General features: G+C 40.3%; 15 protein-coding genes and 3 pseudogenes. 10 read left to right on the forward strand and 8 right to left on the reverse strand.

The window, feature by feature from the left end:
• Positions 1-383: 383 nt before the first annotated feature.
• The 8 genes and pseudogenes from ACU8V8_RS16100 to ACU8V8_RS16135 all read left to right on the forward strand — a co-directional run bounded on the left by ACU8V8_RS16100 (position 384) and on the right by ACU8V8_RS16135 (position 9,877).
• The gene (locus tag ACU8V8_RS16100) at positions 384-2,789 is read left to right on the forward strand and encodes a PKD domain-containing protein (protein WP_446888175.1); all 2,406 of its coding nucleotides are present in this window, start codon (positions 384-386) and stop codon (positions 2,787-2,789) included.
• 330 nt (positions 2,790-3,119) lie between these two features.
• Entirely contained in the window at positions 3,120-4,010 is an 891-nt protein-coding gene (locus ACU8V8_RS16105; protein WP_446888176.1) for a hypothetical protein, read from the forward strand.
• Between the two features lie 166 nt (positions 4,011-4,176).
• Positions 4,177-6,036 (forward strand): monovalent cation:proton antiporter-2 (CPA2) family protein, encoded by a 1,860-nt coding sequence (locus ACU8V8_RS16110; protein WP_446888177.1) that lies wholly within the window; start codon positions 4,177-4,179, stop codon positions 6,034-6,036.
• A gap of 287 nt (positions 6,037-6,323) precedes the next feature.
• Positions 6,324-6,533: a cold-shock protein gene (locus ACU8V8_RS16115; protein ID WP_011329603.1), complete on the forward strand. Its 210-nt coding sequence runs from the start codon at positions 6,324-6,326 to the stop codon at positions 6,531-6,533.
• A gap of 183 nt (positions 6,534-6,716) precedes the next feature.
• Positions 6,717-6,926, forward strand: coding sequence for a cold-shock protein (locus tag ACU8V8_RS16120; protein WP_007377377.1), 210 nt, complete (start codon positions 6,717-6,719; stop codon positions 6,924-6,926).
• 382 nt (positions 6,927-7,308) lie between these two features.
• Positions 7,309-7,362, forward strand: a pseudogene (locus ACU8V8_RS16125) (hypothetical protein); the annotation flags it as partial.
• A gap of 33 nt (positions 7,363-7,395) precedes the next feature.
• A pseudogene (rnr, locus tag ACU8V8_RS16130) lies at positions 7,396-9,425 on the forward strand (ribonuclease R).
• A 205-nt stretch (positions 9,426-9,630) separates the two neighbouring features.
• A pseudogene (locus ACU8V8_RS16135) lies at positions 9,631-9,877 on the forward strand (DUF3297 family protein).
• Between the two features lie 37 nt (positions 9,878-9,914).
• On the opposite strand, the gene ACU8V8_RS16140 reads toward ACU8V8_RS16135, so the two are convergent.
• Positions 9,915-11,141: an ABC transporter permease gene (locus tag ACU8V8_RS16140; RefSeq protein ID WP_446888178.1), complete on the reverse strand. Its 1,227-nt coding sequence runs from the start codon at positions 11,139-11,141 to the stop codon at positions 9,915-9,917.
• Between the two features lie 84 nt (positions 11,142-11,225).
• Between ACU8V8_RS16140 and ACU8V8_RS16145 the strand changes: the two genes are divergently transcribed.
• Positions 11,226-11,813, forward strand: coding sequence for a DUF3299 domain-containing protein (locus ACU8V8_RS16145; protein WP_446888179.1), 588 nt, complete (start codon positions 11,226-11,228; stop codon positions 11,811-11,813).
• On the opposite strand, the gene ACU8V8_RS16150 is transcribed toward ACU8V8_RS16145, so the two are convergent.
• From ACU8V8_RS16150 to ACU8V8_RS16180, 7 genes are read right to left on the reverse strand one after another with little or no spacing between them, the layout of a single operon-like run.
• Entirely contained in the window at positions 11,801-12,217 is a 417-nt protein-coding gene (locus ACU8V8_RS16150; protein ID WP_446888180.1) for a hypothetical protein, read from the reverse strand. The genes ACU8V8_RS16145 and ACU8V8_RS16150 overlap by 13 nt on opposite strands.
• 11 nt (positions 12,218-12,228) lie before the next feature.
• Positions 12,229-12,828, reverse strand: a complete 600-nt coding sequence (locus ACU8V8_RS16155; RefSeq protein ID WP_446888181.1) for a CobW family GTP-binding protein — start codon at positions 12,826-12,828, stop codon at positions 12,229-12,231.
• 50 nt (positions 12,829-12,878) lie between these two features.
• Positions 12,879-13,793 carry a GTP cyclohydrolase FolE2 gene (gene folE2, locus ACU8V8_RS16160; protein WP_446889666.1) on the reverse strand — a complete coding sequence of 305 codons (915 nt, stop codon included), beginning with the start codon at positions 13,791-13,793 and terminating at the stop codon, positions 12,879-12,881.
• A gap of 17 nt (positions 13,794-13,810) precedes the next feature.
• Positions 13,811-15,139: a dihydroorotase gene (locus tag ACU8V8_RS16165; protein WP_446888182.1), complete on the reverse strand. Its 1,329-nt coding sequence runs from the start codon at positions 15,137-15,139 to the stop codon at positions 13,811-13,813.
• A complete protein-coding gene (locus ACU8V8_RS16170) occupies positions 15,136-15,564 on the reverse strand; it encodes a MerC domain-containing protein (protein WP_087531377.1) in 429 nt (142 codons plus the stop codon). Before ACU8V8_RS16170 ends, ACU8V8_RS16165 begins: the two co-directional genes overlap by 4 nt.
• A gap of 11 nt (positions 15,565-15,575) precedes the next feature.
• Positions 15,576-16,052, reverse strand: coding sequence for a Fur family transcriptional regulator (locus ACU8V8_RS16175; RefSeq protein ID WP_176372495.1), 477 nt, complete (start codon positions 16,050-16,052; stop codon positions 15,576-15,578).
• Entirely contained in the window at positions 16,049-16,561 is a 513-nt protein-coding gene (locus ACU8V8_RS16180) for a ZrgA family zinc uptake protein (protein ID WP_446888183.1), read from the reverse strand. The genes ACU8V8_RS16175 and ACU8V8_RS16180 overlap by 4 nt, the downstream gene beginning before the upstream one ends.
• 93 nt (positions 16,562-16,654) lie before the next feature.
• Between ACU8V8_RS16180 and ACU8V8_RS16185 the strand changes: the two genes are divergently transcribed.
• The gene (locus ACU8V8_RS16185; RefSeq protein WP_446888184.1) at positions 16,655-19,078 is read left to right on the forward strand and encodes a TonB-dependent receptor; all 2,424 of its coding nucleotides are present in this window, start codon (positions 16,655-16,657) and stop codon (positions 19,076-19,078) included.
• The last annotated feature ends 27 nt before the right edge of the window (positions 19,079-19,105 follow it).

A 19,105-nucleotide genomic window follows, 5' to 3' on the forward strand; every position in this document is an offset into this window, starting at 1 on the left:
TAACTCAACAGCTAAGGCCAAGCAACATGTTTGGCCTTTTACCTGTAATATCTCACCACCTCCCCCCATATTCGAAAGTTAAACTATAAAATCAATACCTTGGCCTTAGCTCAAAAAACAATCTATAGCTATACATTAAAGCTTTCATGATTAAAAAAAACACAATTAATTAACGCAACTCACTTGCTTGTTTGCATTTTTAGGTACATATTAAACACCTATTTTGAATAATTACTTTAAAATATATTTAACGGATATAAATATTATGGAAAATGGATTTCATTCTTGCATCTGCAATGTAATTACTTTCCCTCCAATACTTAAATCTATCTCACATCCTTAAAATAAATTTACACATCAATATTACCGACAAGGAAATTAATATGGCGTGGAAGACCTTAATTCCGTGTGTTTTGGCATTTACACTCACTGCATGTGGTGGTAGCTCCGATTCATCAAAAGACAATACAAGCCCAAGTAAAGCAGCACTAACAAACACTAAACCAACCGCGATAATTAACACCCCGACAGGTGAAATGCGTGTAAATACAAAACTTATATTTAGCGGCGAAAGCAGTAGCGACCCTGAGAACGATACTTTAACTTACCAATGGCGCCTAACTAGCACTGATGAAAAAAATGAATTTGCCATTGCTGTGAACAATCAAAGTAAAGTCGAAATATCCGTAACTGAAGCACAAAGCTATAAGCTTATTTTAATCGTAAGTGATGGTAAGCTTTTAAGTACACCGGTTGATAAATTAATTGAAATTAAAACAGCTCCCACGCAACTAATAGCCAGTGCTGGACAACCTCAAACCGTAAAGCAAGGTGATGTAGTTTTATTAAATGGCGCACTAAGCAGCACTTCAAATGGTGTGATCACTCAATACAAATGGCAATTTAATACCAGACCACAGAGCAGTAATGCAACGATAGAAAACAATAATAGCGTTAAAAGTCAATTCATTGCAGATAAAAGTGGGAGTTATGCAGTAAAGTTAACAATTACTAATTCACTAGGCGAAACAGCAAGCAATGAAGTATTAATACAAAGCGAAGCACTTGATGAGAATTCAGCTCCTCAAGCTGTTATAAAAGTGCAAAATAAAACCATCGCACCTAATAGCATAGCTACACTTGATGGCACACAAAGTAACGACCCTGATCAAGGTGATACTTTAAGTTACTTATGGGCGATTACCTCACAACCTGCAAACAGTAACCCCACACTAACTGATAACTTAACCCACACAGCTGGGTTCTCTTCCTCAGCACTTGGCCTGTACACGCTCGCATTGACAGTTAAAGATCAACATGGTGAAGCAAATACAGCCTCAGTAACGCTAGCGGTAGAGGCAACTAATCAAGCACCTATTGCACAGCTTGTGCCCGAAAGAAGTATCATGCTCAATGATTTAGTCACGCTAGAGTGCGCGCAGTGCAACGATCCTGAAGAGCAACTTTTAAGCTATTTTTGGAAGTTACAAGGCAAACCAGAAAACAGTATTGCGCAACTAATCCAGCACACAACAGCAACACCCTCGCTTAGCGCTGATATTGAAGGTGATTATGTGATCACATTAATCGTATCAGATGGAGAACTTAACTCTGAACAAGCTATAACCGTGCTAAGCGCGCAAGCCAATGAAAAACCAACAGCCATTATTAGTGATGTCCAACCTATTTTAGTCGATGAGGAAATTCAACTTGACGGCTCACAAAGTGCAGACCCTGAAGGAGAAAGCCTTACCTATGAATGGGAAGTGGTATCACCATTAGGTCATGCTACGCTTTCTAACACCAATGTTGCTAAGCCTTTATTTAAAGCATCAATGGCGGGAGAGTTTGTTGTTTCGTTACGTACCAACGATGGCGCTAAATACTCTGACACTCAAACTATTACCATCACAGTTAATCGAAATGCGCCGCCAGTGCTTATTTTTGAAGGACAGCAAACCCGCATAGCTGTTGTTGGCAACCCCGTTACGTTTGATGTTAGCCAAAGTTATGACCCAGAAGGTACCGCGCTTAATTACACTTGGGTACTTATTAAGCCTGATGGTTCAAGTGCAGCTTTAACAACTACAGATCAAAGCACCACACAATTTACACCTGATACTGCTGGCATCTACAGTACTAATATTGTTATTGAAGATACTGATGGTAATTCGAAAAGTATGCTTTTCATAACCTCAGCAACAGATACAGCGATGCTCACAGGTGCTGTAAAAGGACAAATTACTAATACCCAAAAAGTTGGTATACCCAATGCTAAGTTGCTTATTAATGGAGTAGAGCATACAACCGATGCTAGCGGCGTGTTTGATACAGTAACGGCGTTAGAAGAAGGCGCAAAAACCACAATTACAACCGCAGATGAAAGACTAGCAAACGGCGAATATAAGTCAGTAGCTATTACACAAAATGACTTTACTTTAAATTTAGGCCAATCAAGTTTACCAGTAATGCAAGACGCTGAAGTATCAGTATTCGTATGCCCTGAGTTTACTGGCCCTGATACAGTAAATTTACGTTTTAAAATGATTGATACTATTTTAACCTCAAGTAGCTTTGAGTTTCAGTTTGACGAAACAAAACCTTTGGTATTGCCAAAAAGTAATGGCACCTACCTAGATGCCACCTTGAATATTGCACTTCCTAGCAGCGCAATTTATGAGGTAACGGTCACTGAGGATACTGTGAGTAATATAACGGGTGCAAACACAACTATTTACTACTCTCAAGCCACACCAAACCTAGCAATAATAAGTATTTGTAATATCTAAAATAATCATCTAAGCCACTTTAACCCTTGTTGAAGTGGCTTAGATACTGATTTTAACAAGGGAACAACCATTATTTGCAATCAATGCCTTGCCTAAATCGCTTTTAACTCCAACTGAAACTACATCTTGAGGTGGCTCGGGTATAAGCCTTCTCTCTCGACCTCACTATATTAATAATCACTCGAATTTAGTCCATTTGACCAATTATTCGTTATGCTTATCAGCAATAAAAAATTAAAACCAATAAAAACAGCTTGTTAAATTTTGGCTTTATTTTTGCTCTTCAAATCATAAGCTGTAAATCTAATTAAAAAAATGAGAACCAATATAATGATCAACAAACGTCTGTCTTTGCTAACTAAAGCCCTCCCTATTACCGCTAGCCTATTATTGCTCAGTGGCTGTATTGTGCATCTTTCAACCTCAGGCTCCAATGTACAACAGCAACAACAACTCTCACTGTCAGCAGCGCAGTTACAGCAACTTTCTATTGATGCTGAATCGGGGTCATTGCAAATAATGGGCTCAAACACCGCCACTGAAATCACCGTAGATGCGACTATTTATACAGCAAAGATAGATGACGCTTACACACTCACTCTAGAACAAGTAGGCAACAAAGCAGTATTAATTGCAGAAAACTACAACCCAACAGGCATGGTTGTATACCAAGGTAATTCGCCAAGCATTGATTTAGTTGTGACTGTACCAAGTGCATTTAACCTTGATATAGATGATGACTCTGGCGATATTAATATAGCTGGTGTGCAAGGCAATATAGAAATAGATGATGACTCAGGCAGCATCACTATTAATCAAGGGCACAATATTACGATTGATGATGATTCTGGGGATCTCGATTTGCAGAATATAACTGGTAATATTGAAATCAGTGACGACTCAGGCAGCATCAATATTCGAGATGTACGTGGTAACCTGGTTATCGAAGATGACTCTGGCGATATCACCCTGACCAACATTACTGGCAGTGTCGATATTGACGATAACTCTGGCAGTATTAATGCCAAAACCCTAGGCAGTTACATCACAATTGAAGATGAATCTGGCGATATTTATGTTGAGCACGTCAATGGCTTAGTCACGATTGAAGACGGCTCAGGCAGTATTCGCGTCAACGACAGTAAAGGCCTAACTATTATTGAAGCTGGCTCAGGCGATTTAAGCATTGATAATATCAATGGCCCGGTAAAACTCGACTAACTTTAACGAACCTGAACGGTACGGTTATGCTATTCAGTTAGCGTGGCCGTCAACCTACTAAGCTTCAAAGGCTATCAAAATCGTTGCTAGATGACATAAACACACCTTTCGAAAATCTAAATTTAAGGCATACTTACATCTAATCAGCATAATCTCGGAATCTGCAATGTTAGAAGTTGCTTTAATTTACTTAGCCGCAGCGATTGTTGCAGTGCCAATTGCAAAACGTTTAGGGCTTGGCTCTGTGCTTGGCTATTTATTAGCGGGGATTTTAATTGGTCCGTTTATTTTAGGTTTAGTAGGAGATCAAACCTCCGTCATGCACTTTGCTGAGTTTGGCGTGGTGATGATGCTGTTTTTAGTCGGCCTTGAGTTACAGCCAGCTCGGCTTTGGAAATTGCGCCACTCTATTTTAGGCCTCGGTGGCTTGCAAGTCACATTGTCTGCAACGCTCATTTTTGCCATATGCTATTGGTTATTAGCAATGAAATGGCAAAGCGCACTGGCTATCGGCTTAATGCTAGCGCTATCATCAACAGCCATTGTATTACAAAGCCTTGAAGAAAAAGGCTGGCTAAAAACCGAGGCAGGTCAAAATGCCTTCTCTGTTTTACTATTTCAAGATATTGCGGTGATCCCGATTTTGGCTTTATTGCCTCTCCTTGCATTTGAGCCACAATTAAATACCACTGACATAAATCATTCTCTCACAGCCGACTGGCCCGTCTGGGGGCAAGTAATGGCTTCGGTAACTGTTATAGCAGCTATTATTTTAGCTGGTAAATATATTTCAGCGCCGCTGTTTAGGTATATCGCCGAGACTCGCATGCGCGAAATATTTACTGTTTTTGCATTATTTTTAGTTGTCGCTATAGCAATAATTATGCAAAACGTGGGCTTATCACCCGCACTCGGCACCTTCTTAGCTGGTGTAGTTTTAGCCGAAAGTGAGTTTCGTCATGAACTAGAAGCCGATATTGAGCCGTTCAAAGGGTTATTACTAGGGTTGTTCTTTGTTGCGGTTGGTGCATCGATAAACTTTGCTCTGTTGTTCGATCAGTTTGCTAATGTAGCTATGCTTGTGGTGGCTTTAATTGCCGTGAAAGCCGCAGTACTATATGCACTCGCTCGTGCTTTTAAAATACACCAGACACAACAATTACTCTTCACTTTAGCCTTAGCACAAGGCGGTGAATTTGCATTTGTATTATTAACAATGACCAACTCACTGCAAATTCTCACTCCGGAGCAAAGCAGTTTAACCACCCTAGTTGTGGCAATTTCGATGTTAGTTGCCCCGCTACTACTGATGCTTTACGAGCAATTACAAAAACGCAGCAACATCACCAGTGTGCCAGCGTTTGATAAGCCTGAGCAGATCAGCCCTGCTAAGCATGTGATCATCGCCGGTTACGGTCGGTTTGGGCAAATTATGGGGCGTTTATTGAGTACCCAAGGCTATGATATTAGCGTGCTTGATCACAGCCCGAGTCAAATAGATTTACTACGTCGCTTTGGTAACACCGTTCACTATGGCGATGCAGCCAGAAAAGAGTTACTCGAAGCCGCTGGGGCTGACACTGCACAGCTACTGGTGATTGCCATAGATAACGCCGATAAAACCTTAGAGATAGTATCATTAGCAAGAAAACATTTTCCTCAACTAAAGATTGTTGCCCGTGCAATCGACCGCCGTCACGCATACCAACTACTGCAACTAGAGGTTGATGCATTTAACCGTGAAACTGTTGATTCGGCTATAAACTTAGGCGTAGAAACCCTTGAGTTATTAGGTAATTCAAAAGAAGATGCACAACGTGCAGGACATTTATTTAGAGAGCATGATCGTGAGTCGGTAGTTAAACTAGCAAAATTGTGGGGCGACGATCACAGTTATGGTGTTGCAGTGCGACAACGAACTGAAGATTTAAAACAAGTGCTTAATCAAGATAAACAAGCCCGTTCAAGCCTTAATACATGTGACCAAGGTGATTGTGAGGAGCACAGTAAAAATACTTCGAGCTAAGTTATTACTGTAGTTTAGCTCGAACCGTTGATTTATTTATTTTATATAAAACAATACCCTAAACTTAAAGCCTGCTGTTTTTATAACTTTTTATTATATATAACTTGCTATGTTATCTAAGTTACTCTATCATTCGCTCCATCGGGTTGATTGAAAGCCCTGTTTATTTGTAAGTACCCCGTTGTTTTAGTAATAATCCTACGCGTTATCCTCAGTTAAATGCTTGTTTTCTCCCTGTTAAACTGCCTAATTTAAGGCAATCTTTTATTAATTCTTAGGATACTATTATGTCTAATACAACAACTGGTACAGTAAAATTTTTTAACGAAGCAAAAGGTTTTGGTTTTATCGAGCAAGAATCTGGCGCAGACGTTTTTGCACATTTCAGTGCTATCTCTGGCGATGGTTTTAAAACCTTAGCTGAAGGCCAACGTGTACAGTTTACTGTGACACAAGGTCAAAAAGGCCCACAAGCCGAAAATATTGTTTGTATCTAATTACATAACAATTTAATGGGTTAGTAATAACCCATTTAGAATATTAGTTTGAAAGAAGTTTTGTTTTATTTGTTAGTACCCCGTTGTTTTAGTAATAATCCTACGCGCTATCCTCAAGTTAACTATTTTTTCCAGCTCAATCGCCTATCAGGCACACTTTAATTAATTTTTAGGATACATATTATGTCTAATACAACAACTGGTTCAGTAAAATGGTTTAATGAAGCAAAAGGCTTTGGTTTTATTGAGCAAGAATCTGGCGCAGACGTTTTTGCACATTTCAGCGCTATCTCTGGCGACGGTTTTAAAACCTTAGCTGAAGGCCAGCGTGTTCAGTTTACTGTGACACAAGGTCAGAAAGGCCCACAAGCCGAAAACATTGTTTGCATATAAACATTGTAAAATAATACGTCAAAATGTATTAATTGCTCACTCATAACTAATTTATTAGTGAGCATGTACTTACCATTTATATGAAATAGCTGGTACTTCCCTCCAATTAAGCATGCACGAATACAAGCTTAATTTATTATATCGACTCACTACTGAGTCACTCTCGCCTCATGCTTTATTCCACCTTATCTTTATTTATATTAAGTTTTTATATTCCTAGTTTGAAGATACACAGTAAAAGCGATGGGCGAATTTAAGAGAATTTTATGAATTTGAACCCAACCGCACCATTATCATCACCAATTTATGACAATCCGATCCCAGGTCGTGAATTTATTTTAAGCCTTTTTGGCAAAATGAAAAAAACCTTAACCGCGAACAGATCGCGCAGGCCTTAGAGCTAAAAAATGCCGCTCAAAAAGAAGCCCTCAGAAGGCGTTTACGTGCTATGGAACGTGATGGCCAACTTATGTTTAACCAACGAAAAGGTTATCAAGTTATTGATCAAGCTCTGCTCGTGAGTGGAACTATAACCCTACATGCAGATGGCTTTGGCTTCGTTAATTATAGCGCGACTGAAAAAGATTTATTTATCCCTAAAAATCAGTTAGCACATGTTTTTGAAGGAGATATTGTCCAAGTATTACTTGAATCAATCAATAACAGACGCTCAAACAATAAACTAATAAAAATAATTGAGCGTAAAACGACCCATTTAGCTGGCATATTAAAACGTCAGGGTAACGACTTCGTACTAGTCGCTGATAGCACTAAAAGCCCACAAAAAGTACACGTAGCACAATGCCAACAAACAAACTCAAGCGTGGGCCAATATGTAAATACTAAAATCACTCAATACCCTAATTATAAGCAGGCAACTCAAGTACAAATAACTGAAGTACTAGGCTTTCCTCACTCTGCAGGAATAGAAACCAAGCTTGCACTACTTCGCCATGGTGTTGATGCAAAATGGAGTAATAACTTACTAACTCAAGCCGACGCATTAGGAAAAGAGGTAGCCGAGCAAGACAAGTTAAACCGTATAGATTACCGTTTATTTCCGTTTGTCACTATTGATGGCGCCGACGCAAAAGACTTTGATGATGCAGTTTATTGTGAAAGAACAGAGCAAGGCCATTGGCGCTTACTTGTCGCTATTGCTGATGTATCTCATTATGTACAACCTAATGATGTGTTAGATTTAGAAGCGCAGCAACGTGCAACGTCTATTTATTGCCCAGGACAAGTTATTCCAATGCTACCAGAAGCTTTATCAAATGGCCTATGTTCACTAAATCCAGGTGAAGATCGCCTAGTTTTGGTATGTGATATGAGCATTAACCAAGATGGTAAAATTATCCAATCCCATTTTACCGAAGGATTGATCCATTCCCATGCAAGACTTACTTATAATCAAGCTCATGCAATAATCACAAAACCAAATTCAAACTTAGCGAAGTCAAATCCTAATATATCACCACTAATAAAAAACTTATATTATCTTTATTTGGCTTTAAACGCAGCTCGCAAGCTTCGTGGTGCGATTGATTTTGACACGCAAGAACTCAAGCTTAATCTCAATAAAAATCAAAAAATTACCAGTATTGAACCTATAGAACGTCATGATGCACACAAAATGATCGAAGAATTCATGCTTTGTGCTAACGTGTGTACAGCACAATTTCTAGACCAACACCAAACCCCAAGCTTATTTCGAGTCCATGCAGGACCACAGCCAAAAAGCTTCAGGTATTACGCGAGCTACTAACAGAAAAAGGTCTGCAACTTGGTGGTGGGGAGCAACCAACACCGGCGCATTATAATAAATTACTAAACAATATTAGCCAACGAAGTGATGCAACCGTGATCCGTACTTTATTGCTACGCTCACAATCGCAAGCCGAGTACAGTGTTGATAACCAAGGGCACTTTGGTCTAGCGTATGATGCCTATGCACATTTCACATCGCCGATCCGTCGCTATGCGGATTTAGTTACCCACCGTGCAATTCGTGCCAAAATTCAAACTAAACAGCAAAATGGATTCCAGCGGGCAATAAGCAACTTAAAAATATTTGCGAATAAAATAGCCAATAATAAATCAGCTAAAAAAGCTTATTCTTATGAGCTTGAACGCATAGCAACACTCAGTATGCATTGCTCCGCACAATCACGAAAAGCTAACGATATCAGCCGAGAGGTAGAAAGCGCTTTGAAGTGCAGCTATATGGAAAAATCCATTGGTGATGCCTTTACCGCCACGATAAGTGGAGTATCAAGTGCCGGCTTTTTTGTTGAGCTAGACGATACCGGCGTTGCAGGATTAGTACCAGTCAGTAGCTTTAGCCAAGGTGAATTTGTTTTTAATGCTGCAAAACAACTATGGGGCAACAACAAACAAAAATTCACTATTGGCCAACGTATTAATGTTACCTTAAAAAGCATTGATCTACGCCAGCGTAAAATGAATTTTTCTATCTCTAATTTAACATTCCATTAGTCATATTTTGCGGGCTACTAAAGCCACTTATTAATTAGCCTAAAAGCTAGTTTACATTTAATAACAAACACACTTAGCGTACCAAAATAAATCTACTTAAAAGCAATTGGAACAAGTCTGTAGTTAATTTATTTTGAACAGTATATTGAGCCTAAGGCTTGTATTGCCTACAATGGCGCACAATCTATTCAATGCAGACACAACTATGACTGATACAAATAAACCAGAGTTACCAGACCAATTATCTATCAACCCGCGCAGCAAGTTTTATGTAGAAGAAGTATTTGAACATGAAATTGGTGTAACCCTTAATGGCAAAGAACCGCTTTGACGTTGAAGAGTACTGTATCAGCGAAGGTTGGATAAAAGTAGCCGCACCAAAAGCACTAGACCGCCGTGGTCAGCCTTTACTTATGAAAGTAAAAGGCACTGTTGACGTGTTTTATAAGTAACATCTCAATTACCTCATTGTAAGCCCATTTATTAGACTTACAATGAGGTATGCAACGCACTTTTATAGGCTTCACGTGCGGGTAAAAGTGCTGTTATTATTGCTGCCATAGTGACTAATCCTGTCATTTGTAACGTGTGCCAAGTAAATAAACCTCCAACTAAAAATAAACCAAACTCTGTTGCTAGCCAATCACCTAACACCATTAAGTTTGCACTAAGCAAAAGCACTGAAACCACATTTGCCACGAGTACAATCACTAACGCTTCGAGCAAAATTAAACTGAAAATAACCACAGGACTGGCACCAACCACTCTTAAGACTGCAATTTCCGCTTTTCGTTGCTCCATAGATGCAAGCAGCATGGTTGATAAACCAAATAGCGACGATAACAACACCAATAAACTGATCACACGTAATAGCTGCTCTACAGTGCCCATAAGCTGCCATAATTCGGTCATGGCAACACCGGGTAACATGGCCATTAATCTATCTTTACGGTAGTTGTTGATTTGTCGTTGTAAAGTAAACGTAGTGAATTTTGATTTCAGCCCTAACATCACCGCAGTAACACTTTTGGGGGTTAAATCTATTGCGCTATTATCGTTTAGCAGCAGGCGTTGTTTACTTGCAGGTAAGTGAATGGCTTCAATTGCGGGTAAGCTAATGTGTAAAGTGTTGTCAACCGGTGTCCCCGTTGCTTTTAGAATCCCTGAAATGACAAACGGTGTATTATCGTGCTTGGTAAAGCTGGTGCTGCCAATACCATGGGCTATGACTATTTTATCGCCCAGTTGGTAGTTTAATTCTTTCGCAACATCGGCGCCAATCACCACATCAAATAAGTCGCTAAATACCTTTCCACCTTGCATTTTCAATGGTTGTGCATCACCGTATTTATAATGTTTAAAATAGCTGTCATCGGTGGCCATAACCCGAAACCCTCGGTGCGAATCCCCTAAAGAGATAGGGACTGCCCACTCTACTTGCTCATTGTTTTTTAATAACTCATAGCTTTCATAACGAATGTTATTAGTTGCGCTGCCCATTCTAAAAACAGCATATAGCAGCAAGTTAAGCTGCCCACTAGGCGCACCAACAATCAAATCTACACCAGTTATAGAGCGATTAAAGCTCTGCTTGGCTTGTAATCGAATATGCTCAACACTCAGTAGCACACTAATACTTATCAACAATGATAAAAACGTAAGCATCACTGACTTTCGTCGGCTTGCTAAGCTTTTGCACGCAAGTGTGATTAACATCTGGCTCCTAAGTAGTTCATCTATACAAAAACACACGTGATATGTTATAACAAATTATAGTTAAGTTTATAGTCGTTATTTCTTATGTTTCGTGATTTGCGCTTTGCCAAGCAACCGTTTTTATTATTAGCCCTTTGTTTTTTAATCTCTTTAAGCTCCCACGCCAATGTCAGCCAACCGGTAAGCTATCAGCAATTAGAGTGGACGCAGTTGATGCCTGCTGATGACTTGGATGCTTTATTAAACCCACCAGAGTCTTTATACGACATTGAAGATGGCTCAGAGCAAGACGATTTAGATGTATTCAAAGAAGGTGATGTAGCAGACTCTGAAACCACTCGTTACTTACAAGCATTATCGTCAAGCAGAGTGATAGCTGAATTTGACCAAAAAGCTATTCGTATCCCTGGGTTTATCGTGCCTTTGACCTCAAATGCAGAGCAAAACGTCACGGAGTTTTTTATTGTTCCTTACTTTGGCGCATGTTTACACATGCCACCACCGCCACCGAATCAAATAATCTATTCAACGTCTGAACAAGGTATTAAATTGGATAGCTTGTATGAACCGTTTTGGTTTGAAGGTACGTTAGTCATTGAAAACATTGAAAACAGCGTGGCGAGTTCAGCGTATCGACTTCAGCTAAACAATGTAGCACCTTACGAAGAATGAGTTATAAGGCATGCCATTAATTGCGCCTGCCAATGAGCATCTGTTTGGGTGGCGATTACTTCGAGGCGGCTTTCAGCCACTTTCTCTAACTGTAACTCAGTTAACGTATCTGCTGTAAAGTTGTAACCGAATGTGCCTTGTTCTGTAAGTATAACAGCCTTCACACGCTCTACTTGCAAGCCACTTAACCAGGTGTACAGCGTATCTCTGCTAAAAATTTTATCTGGTGCAAAGCGCCAACCAATAGCTTGGTAACCTTCACCTTTATTTTCAACCATTAGCATACCAGATGCTGGGATGGCGACACTGTTAATATCTGATGTATGACTGTTTTGATGGTGGTGATTGTGGTGGTGATCGTGGCTATCATGAGGCCATGCCGTATTTGAGTCACCCTCTAACAATGCAGGTTCAATTAAGCCTTGCTCAGTAAAAACAACTGGAATTTTTTACCTCTGCGCGCTATTACATAGTCTTGCAATAGGCTTTTATCTCCAGCTTGATAAAGATCTTGTTTATTACCAACAATAATATCCGCAATATCTATTTGTTGATTAAAGGTATCGTGATTGGTGTAACGGGGATCATGTAGTTTCCTGGCATCAACGAGTGTCACATTATTTTGTATATCCAACACATTTTGATAGTGCGCAGAATTTAATACCTCTAGCACCTCTTTTGGATGACCAAGTCCTGTCGGTTCAATTAATAACCTGTGTGGTTGGGCCTGTTTTAATAGCTGGTTTAGTGCAATTTGCATAGGCAACCCAGCTGTACAGCACATACAGCCACCGGGCACTTCTGTTATAAATACTTCGTCGCTTTTTCCATTTAAGTTATTTAGTAAACCGCCATCAATACCGATTTCGCCAAACTCATTTACTAATACGGCCCAACGTTCACTCTCTGGTTTATGTTTAAGTAATGACAAAATTGCCGTTGTTTTACCTACCCCTAAAAAGCCAGTAATTATATTAGTTGGAATACCTTGTAATGGTTTCGTGCTTGTATTCATAGGTAATGCTTATAATCTCACGAGAAGAAATAATACAAAGTTATAATTACTTATAACTTGTCGTAGCCTTGTGGAAACTTATGATCAATAACCACCGCATTGTGAGCATGTAAACTTTCTTGATGCTCAACTTTGAACCAATAATCCGATATTTTCTCGTTGTTTTCCAGCGCTTGTTTTAAACGCCTTGCAGCATCTTCACAAAACATCAGGTTTTCGGCATTTAATTTTGCAAATGCTTGCTCGTCTTCGCGTTTTACCGCTGTTTGTACGGGCGTACCAATCACGTCTTCAAAGTTTTTGATCAGCGCTGAAAAGTCAGGTAGCTCACTATGCTGTAATTGTAACTTTAAATATGCAAATGAACGTTGACTATGCGGTGTAGCAACAGAGCCTTGTTGCGAGGTAACCCACGCTAACAGCGCCTCTTTTGCTACGACTTCTTCACTAAATTGTTCAGCAATTGCATCACTCATCGCTTGTCTTGATAGCGCGGCAGAGCAAGGGCAAGTACTAGAGTAAGGAATACTTAATGACAGCTCTGTATTCATTTTTTCATTGATATATTCACAACGAATACTTACCGGGTAAGTTTGATAACCAAATTGCCCGCTCAGCAAAGCTGGCTTTCGTATCGTTAATTCAAAATCTAACTGCAGTCTTGCAGCTAGGCTTAAGCCCTCTTGTGAGCTAACGAGCGTCTGTAGTAAAGTTGTGAGCGCCTCCATTGTAAGTGGTTCATTGGTTAATGACTCTTTTAACCGCAAATACAGCCGCGACATATGAATGCCTTTAGCATCCGCCTTATCTAAACTCACAAACACATTCGCTTTAGCAGATAATAATGAACTAGGTTGCTCTGCAAGTGTTATTGGTAAGGCTATCCCTTCCATACCTACCCATTTTAAAGGTAACGAAGCTGTTGTAAGTTGTTTAGATGTAACATCAGGTAAATTCATATTTATTATCTATCTTTTCATTCTTAGCGATTAAATAGCAAAGGCATAGCAATGCCAGTTTTTGTAATTAGGTTTTGACCATCAAATACTTGCTCGCCATTAACCCAAGTAGCTTTAATTTTGGCAGGGAAGCGGTGGCCATCAAATGGCGTCCAACCACATTGATAATGGGCTGTTTCATGACTTGCTAGTGTTGAGTCATTCATATCAACTAACACTAGATCGGCAAAGTAGCCTTCGCGGATAAAACCTCGGTCAATAATGTTATAACGCAGTGCTGGATTATGCGCTGTTTTTTCAACCACTAGCTCTATGGTTAAGCGCTGGTGTTGCACATGCTCAAGTAAGCTGAGTAATGCATGCTCAACTAAAGGCAAACCAGCCGGAGCTTGACTATACGGCAGTTGTTTTTCATCCCATGTATGCGGGGCATGATCGGTGGCAATAATATCAATTTGACCATTGTTCACTCCTTGCAGCAACGCATCACGATCACTCTTAGCTTTGATCGCAGGGTTACATTTAATCGGGTTCCCGCGCTGAGCGTAGTCCTCTGCACTAAACCACAAATGATGAACGCAGGCTTCGGCAGTAATATGTTTATTACGAATATCACCTGTTGAAAACAAGCTCAGCTCTTTTTCTGTGGTGATGTGTAGCACATGCAATTGGCTGTGGTGCTTTTTAGCAAGCCCCACCGCATAAGAAGATGATGCATAACACGCCTGCGTATCCCGAATGATCGGGTGGTGTTGTATTTCTAGCGTCTTCCCTTGTAAGGTCTCAAGGTTTTTGGCAATAACACTGCCATCTTCACAGTGTGTAACTATAAGTGTTGGACTATGTTTGAATATTTCCTCTAACGCTGCGGGGTGCTCAACTAATAAATCACCTGTCGATGCGCCCATAAAAACTTTTACCCCACAGTGACGCGCAGGATCGAGCCGCTTTATCTGCTCTAAGTTATTTTCAGTCGCACCTAAATAAAAACTGTAATTTGCCAAAGAGTTATCACGCCCTAGCGCAAACTTATGCTCCAATGCTTCAATGGTCGTGGTTGATGGACTCACATTGGGCATTTCCATAAAACTTGTAATGCCACCAGCAACCGCAGCCCGCGACTCACTCGCTATATTACCTTTATGCGTTAAACCAGGTTCACGAAAGTGTACTTGGTCATCAATCATGCCGGGTAATAAATAACAGCCATCTGCTGCGATTATAGTATCGCCAGCTTGTGCTGAAATTTCTGTTGCTATTTTTTCTATCCGGCCATCAACTATGCGTACATCACTAATGTATGACTTGCCTTCATTTACAATCTTAGCCTGCTTTATTAATGTCACTTTCAATTTGCTTGCTCCGATACACTACCAGTGCACGGGCACTCTTCATCATCTTTAGCTAAACATTGGCGATAATTAAACCAATGCGCAACAGCAATAAAAGCCGCACCAACAAGCGTAAATCCTTTCTCGCCTAACTCACCGAATAACGCCTCACCAGCAGTCACTGCGAGTACCATTAAAATAACGCCTACAAATCCTGAAACCATATAACGAAAACGTTTATGCTTTTTACAACCCAAACTCAATGCAAGTACGCTGGTAGGTATAACGGCCGCTAAAATCCAAAAATGAAACTGTTCGTTATCTAGTTGTAATGCTGCAAAACTAGGTAATAGCGTCAGTAAAATAGGGGTTGCAAAGCAGTGGATTGTGCACATCATTGAAAGTCCGATAGCAAACTTATCCATTACACTTTGTGTTGATTTCATTCTCGTTTCCTCTAATTGGTTTTAGGTGGCTTTGGTTTGCATTGGCAACATAAACCCGTAATTTCTAACTGTGACTTACTCGGTGTGAAGCCTGCGATCTCCACCTGTTCGAACAAGGCTTTTACTTTGTCATTCACATCATTCATCTCTATGACTTTGTTACATGAGCTGCAAATCAAAAACATAGATAGCTGATGCTGGCATCCGTCATTTGCATGACTGCATGCCATAAATTTATTCTCTGACTTTAATCGGTGTACTAAATCTACCGATTCAAGAAAGTCTAAAATTCGATAAACAGACATCGCCAAAATAGGCGCATCCATTACCTTATTGAATTGATCTGTCAGCTCATATGCAGATAAAGGTTTTTTTGCTTTTAGTAATATTTCTAAAACTTGCTGGCGTTTTTCTGTGAGTTTCCCGCCTGAAGTCGCACACTTTATATCTGCAAAACGAATTGCTTTTTTAAGTTGTTGTTGATTCACTCTAACCACACTAACTCAGGTTTACTTGGCTTGAGTTTTGCCATTCCTTGCCCCTTTTCATGACTCCATTGAACCTCTACCTGTTGCAATGAGCTTACCCAATCAAAAATCGTTAGCGTTATTTGCTTGGCTGGTGATTCACATAACAGTCTATATTCGACCTTAATATCTTGATGTGCATGAGCATCATCGTGTGCGCTGGGCAACGTTGACTCGCTTTGCTCCATAACACATGCATTATCAAACTTTACAACTTGTTCTATAACTGCCAACCGCTTATTAAGCGCAGCTACTCGCTGTATTTGTTCTGGTGTTTCTGGGGTGTGCTCAAAACCAAGCACATCCGCTGCTGGCAAAGTGAATTGTAAATGCCAGTGTTGCTTTTGCTGCACTATTAATAACTGACCTTGACCATGAACATGTTGATGCTCATGACTTGCAGCAAAAAAAGGCATTAATAAAATTACCAGCAGCATGAACTGTAAATAACGGTTTTTTATAAGACCCACTTAAAAATCTCTACACAATAGTTAATTTTCACTTGATACAGTATAACATTTCAAGCACAATTGATATAGTATAACATCCAACAAGGTAGTCAAATGAAACGAAGATCTCAATTAGCTGTTTTGATAGCAGCTTTATTACCTGCAAGTGTGCTTGCAAATTCTATTGAAGGCACAGTACTCAACAACCAAGGTAATGTTGTTGCTAACGCAACGGTAGAAGTTGAAGGCTCAGACGTAAAAGTCGCCACCGACGAAAATGGTAAATTTGTCATCGTAAATTTAAAAGATGGCTTAAAAGAACTTCATGTTGTTGCACCTGGGTACGCTCACCTTCATCGCGACATCACAGTAAGTGGCGATGAAAACCAGTCAATTACATTTAATTTAAAACGTTCTCCAATCGAAGTAATCGACATTGAAGCAACGCCTATTCATATGTCGGCAATGGAATCAGCGTCTCCTGTCAGTGTGCTATCTGGTGAACAATTAAGACGCCAGCAAGCAGCAACCTTAGGTGATAGCCTTGAAAAACTCCCGGGTGTTAATACCAACTTTCATGGCAAAGTAGCCAGTACCCCTATTATTCGTGGTTTAAGCGGCCCTCGTGTATTGATCACTCAAAACGGCCTTGATGTCAGTGATGTATCAAGAGTGGGCCCTGATCACTCTGTTGCTTCAGAAGCGTCAACTGCGCAGCAAATCGAAGTATTACGTGGTCCTGCAACATTATTTTATGGCAGCGGCGCAATTGGCGGTGTTGTTAATGTCGTTGATAACCGTGTGCCAACAGATAGCACAACGCGCGGCGAGTGGAACCTAGAACATAACTCTGTTGATAATCAAAAAGTGGCTTCGTTTAATGCCACCACAGGCACTGATTCATTCGCATTTTATGCCGATGCTTTTTGGCGTGAAGCTGATGACTATGAAATTCCCGTAGCTGCTGAGTTAGATCACGATGATCATGAAGAGCACAGTGGTGATTATACAGTTGAAAACAGCAATGAAGAGTCTGATGGTTTCACCGTAGGTGCCAGCTATTTAATGGACCAAGGTTTCATTGGTATCGCTATTGAGCAATTTAATCGTCAATACGGTATTCCTGGCCATACACATGGCGGCGAAGAAGAAGAGCACAGCGAAGAAGAAAGCGTATACGCTGACTTAGAGCAAACTAAGGTGCAATTATTAAGCGAGTATAACCTAGATAATGAGTGGCTTAATAAAATAAACCTTCGCGTTGGCCACACTGATTACAAACATGCCGAAATTGAAAATAGCCTAGTGGGCACCACATTCAAAAATGAAACAAATGAGTTCCGCGTAGACTTAATGCACAACCCATTTAGTGAGTGGAATGGTGGTTTAAGTTTTCATTACAAACAAAGCGATGTTGAAGCACAAGGAGAGGAAGCATTTACTCCACCTTCACAAACACAAAGTTTTGCTGTCGCACTAATGGAAGAAAGACACTTTGGTGACTTTTTAGTGCAACTAGGTGGTCGTGTTGAACGTGTAACTATTGATGCAGACAACGCGCTATTGCCTAATATTGACGCTCACACTCATGATGAAGAAGAGGCTGATGAGCATGATCACGACCATGACCATGACCATGAAGAAAGCACTGCAATCACTCGCGTATTTGACGTAGAGCACGAGTTTACCCCGGTTAGCTTATCTGCTGGCGTAGTGTGGGACTTTACCCCTAGCTATAATTTAGGGTTGTCAGTATCACGCTCAGAGCGCGCCCCTTCGGCTTCTGAATTATTATCATTCGGTGCGCACATTGGTACTGGTACTTACGAAGTAGGTGCGTTATTTGATGTTGATAAAGACGGCCATTTTGGCTTGTCTGAGCAAGCGATAGACCTAGAAACAGCCAACAACATTGATTTAACCTTCCGTAAAACGCAAGGTGATATCGGCTTTATTTTTAATGCTTTCTACAACCAAGTAGACAACTATTACTACCAAATAGATACGGGCTTATACGCTGAAAGCGGCCATAGCCATGGTGATGAAGACGGTCATGATCATGGTGATGAACACGACCATTCATCTGAATTACCGGTTTATTTATTCAAAACAGATGACGTCATTTTACATGGTTTTGAAGCACAAGTGGCATGGCAGTTAACTGATGAGTTTAAAGTCGATTTATTCTCAGATTACGTTCGCGCCCGCTTAAAAGACGGCGGCGATTTACCACGCACACCACCACTTCGTTTCGGTACTGAGTTTAGCTATCAAACAGAAAAGCTGAGCGCACACCTACACGTGACTCGCTATCAAGAGCAAGACCGTACCGCGCCAGAAGAAACAGCTACTGACGGTTACACCATGCTTGATGCCAGCGTTTCATATGATTTATCAGTGCTTAATCAAGATGTCTCCCTGTATTTACGTGGCACTAATTTAACAGACACCGAAGCACGTGTGCATAGCTCATTTTTAAAGAATATAGCACCACGTCCAGGTCGTAGTTTTGCACTTGGTATTCGCGGTTACTTTTAAGCGCTAAAAAAATTATAAATTAAGGAA

This window comes from Pseudoalteromonas sp. SaAl2, from assembly GCF_052947895.1.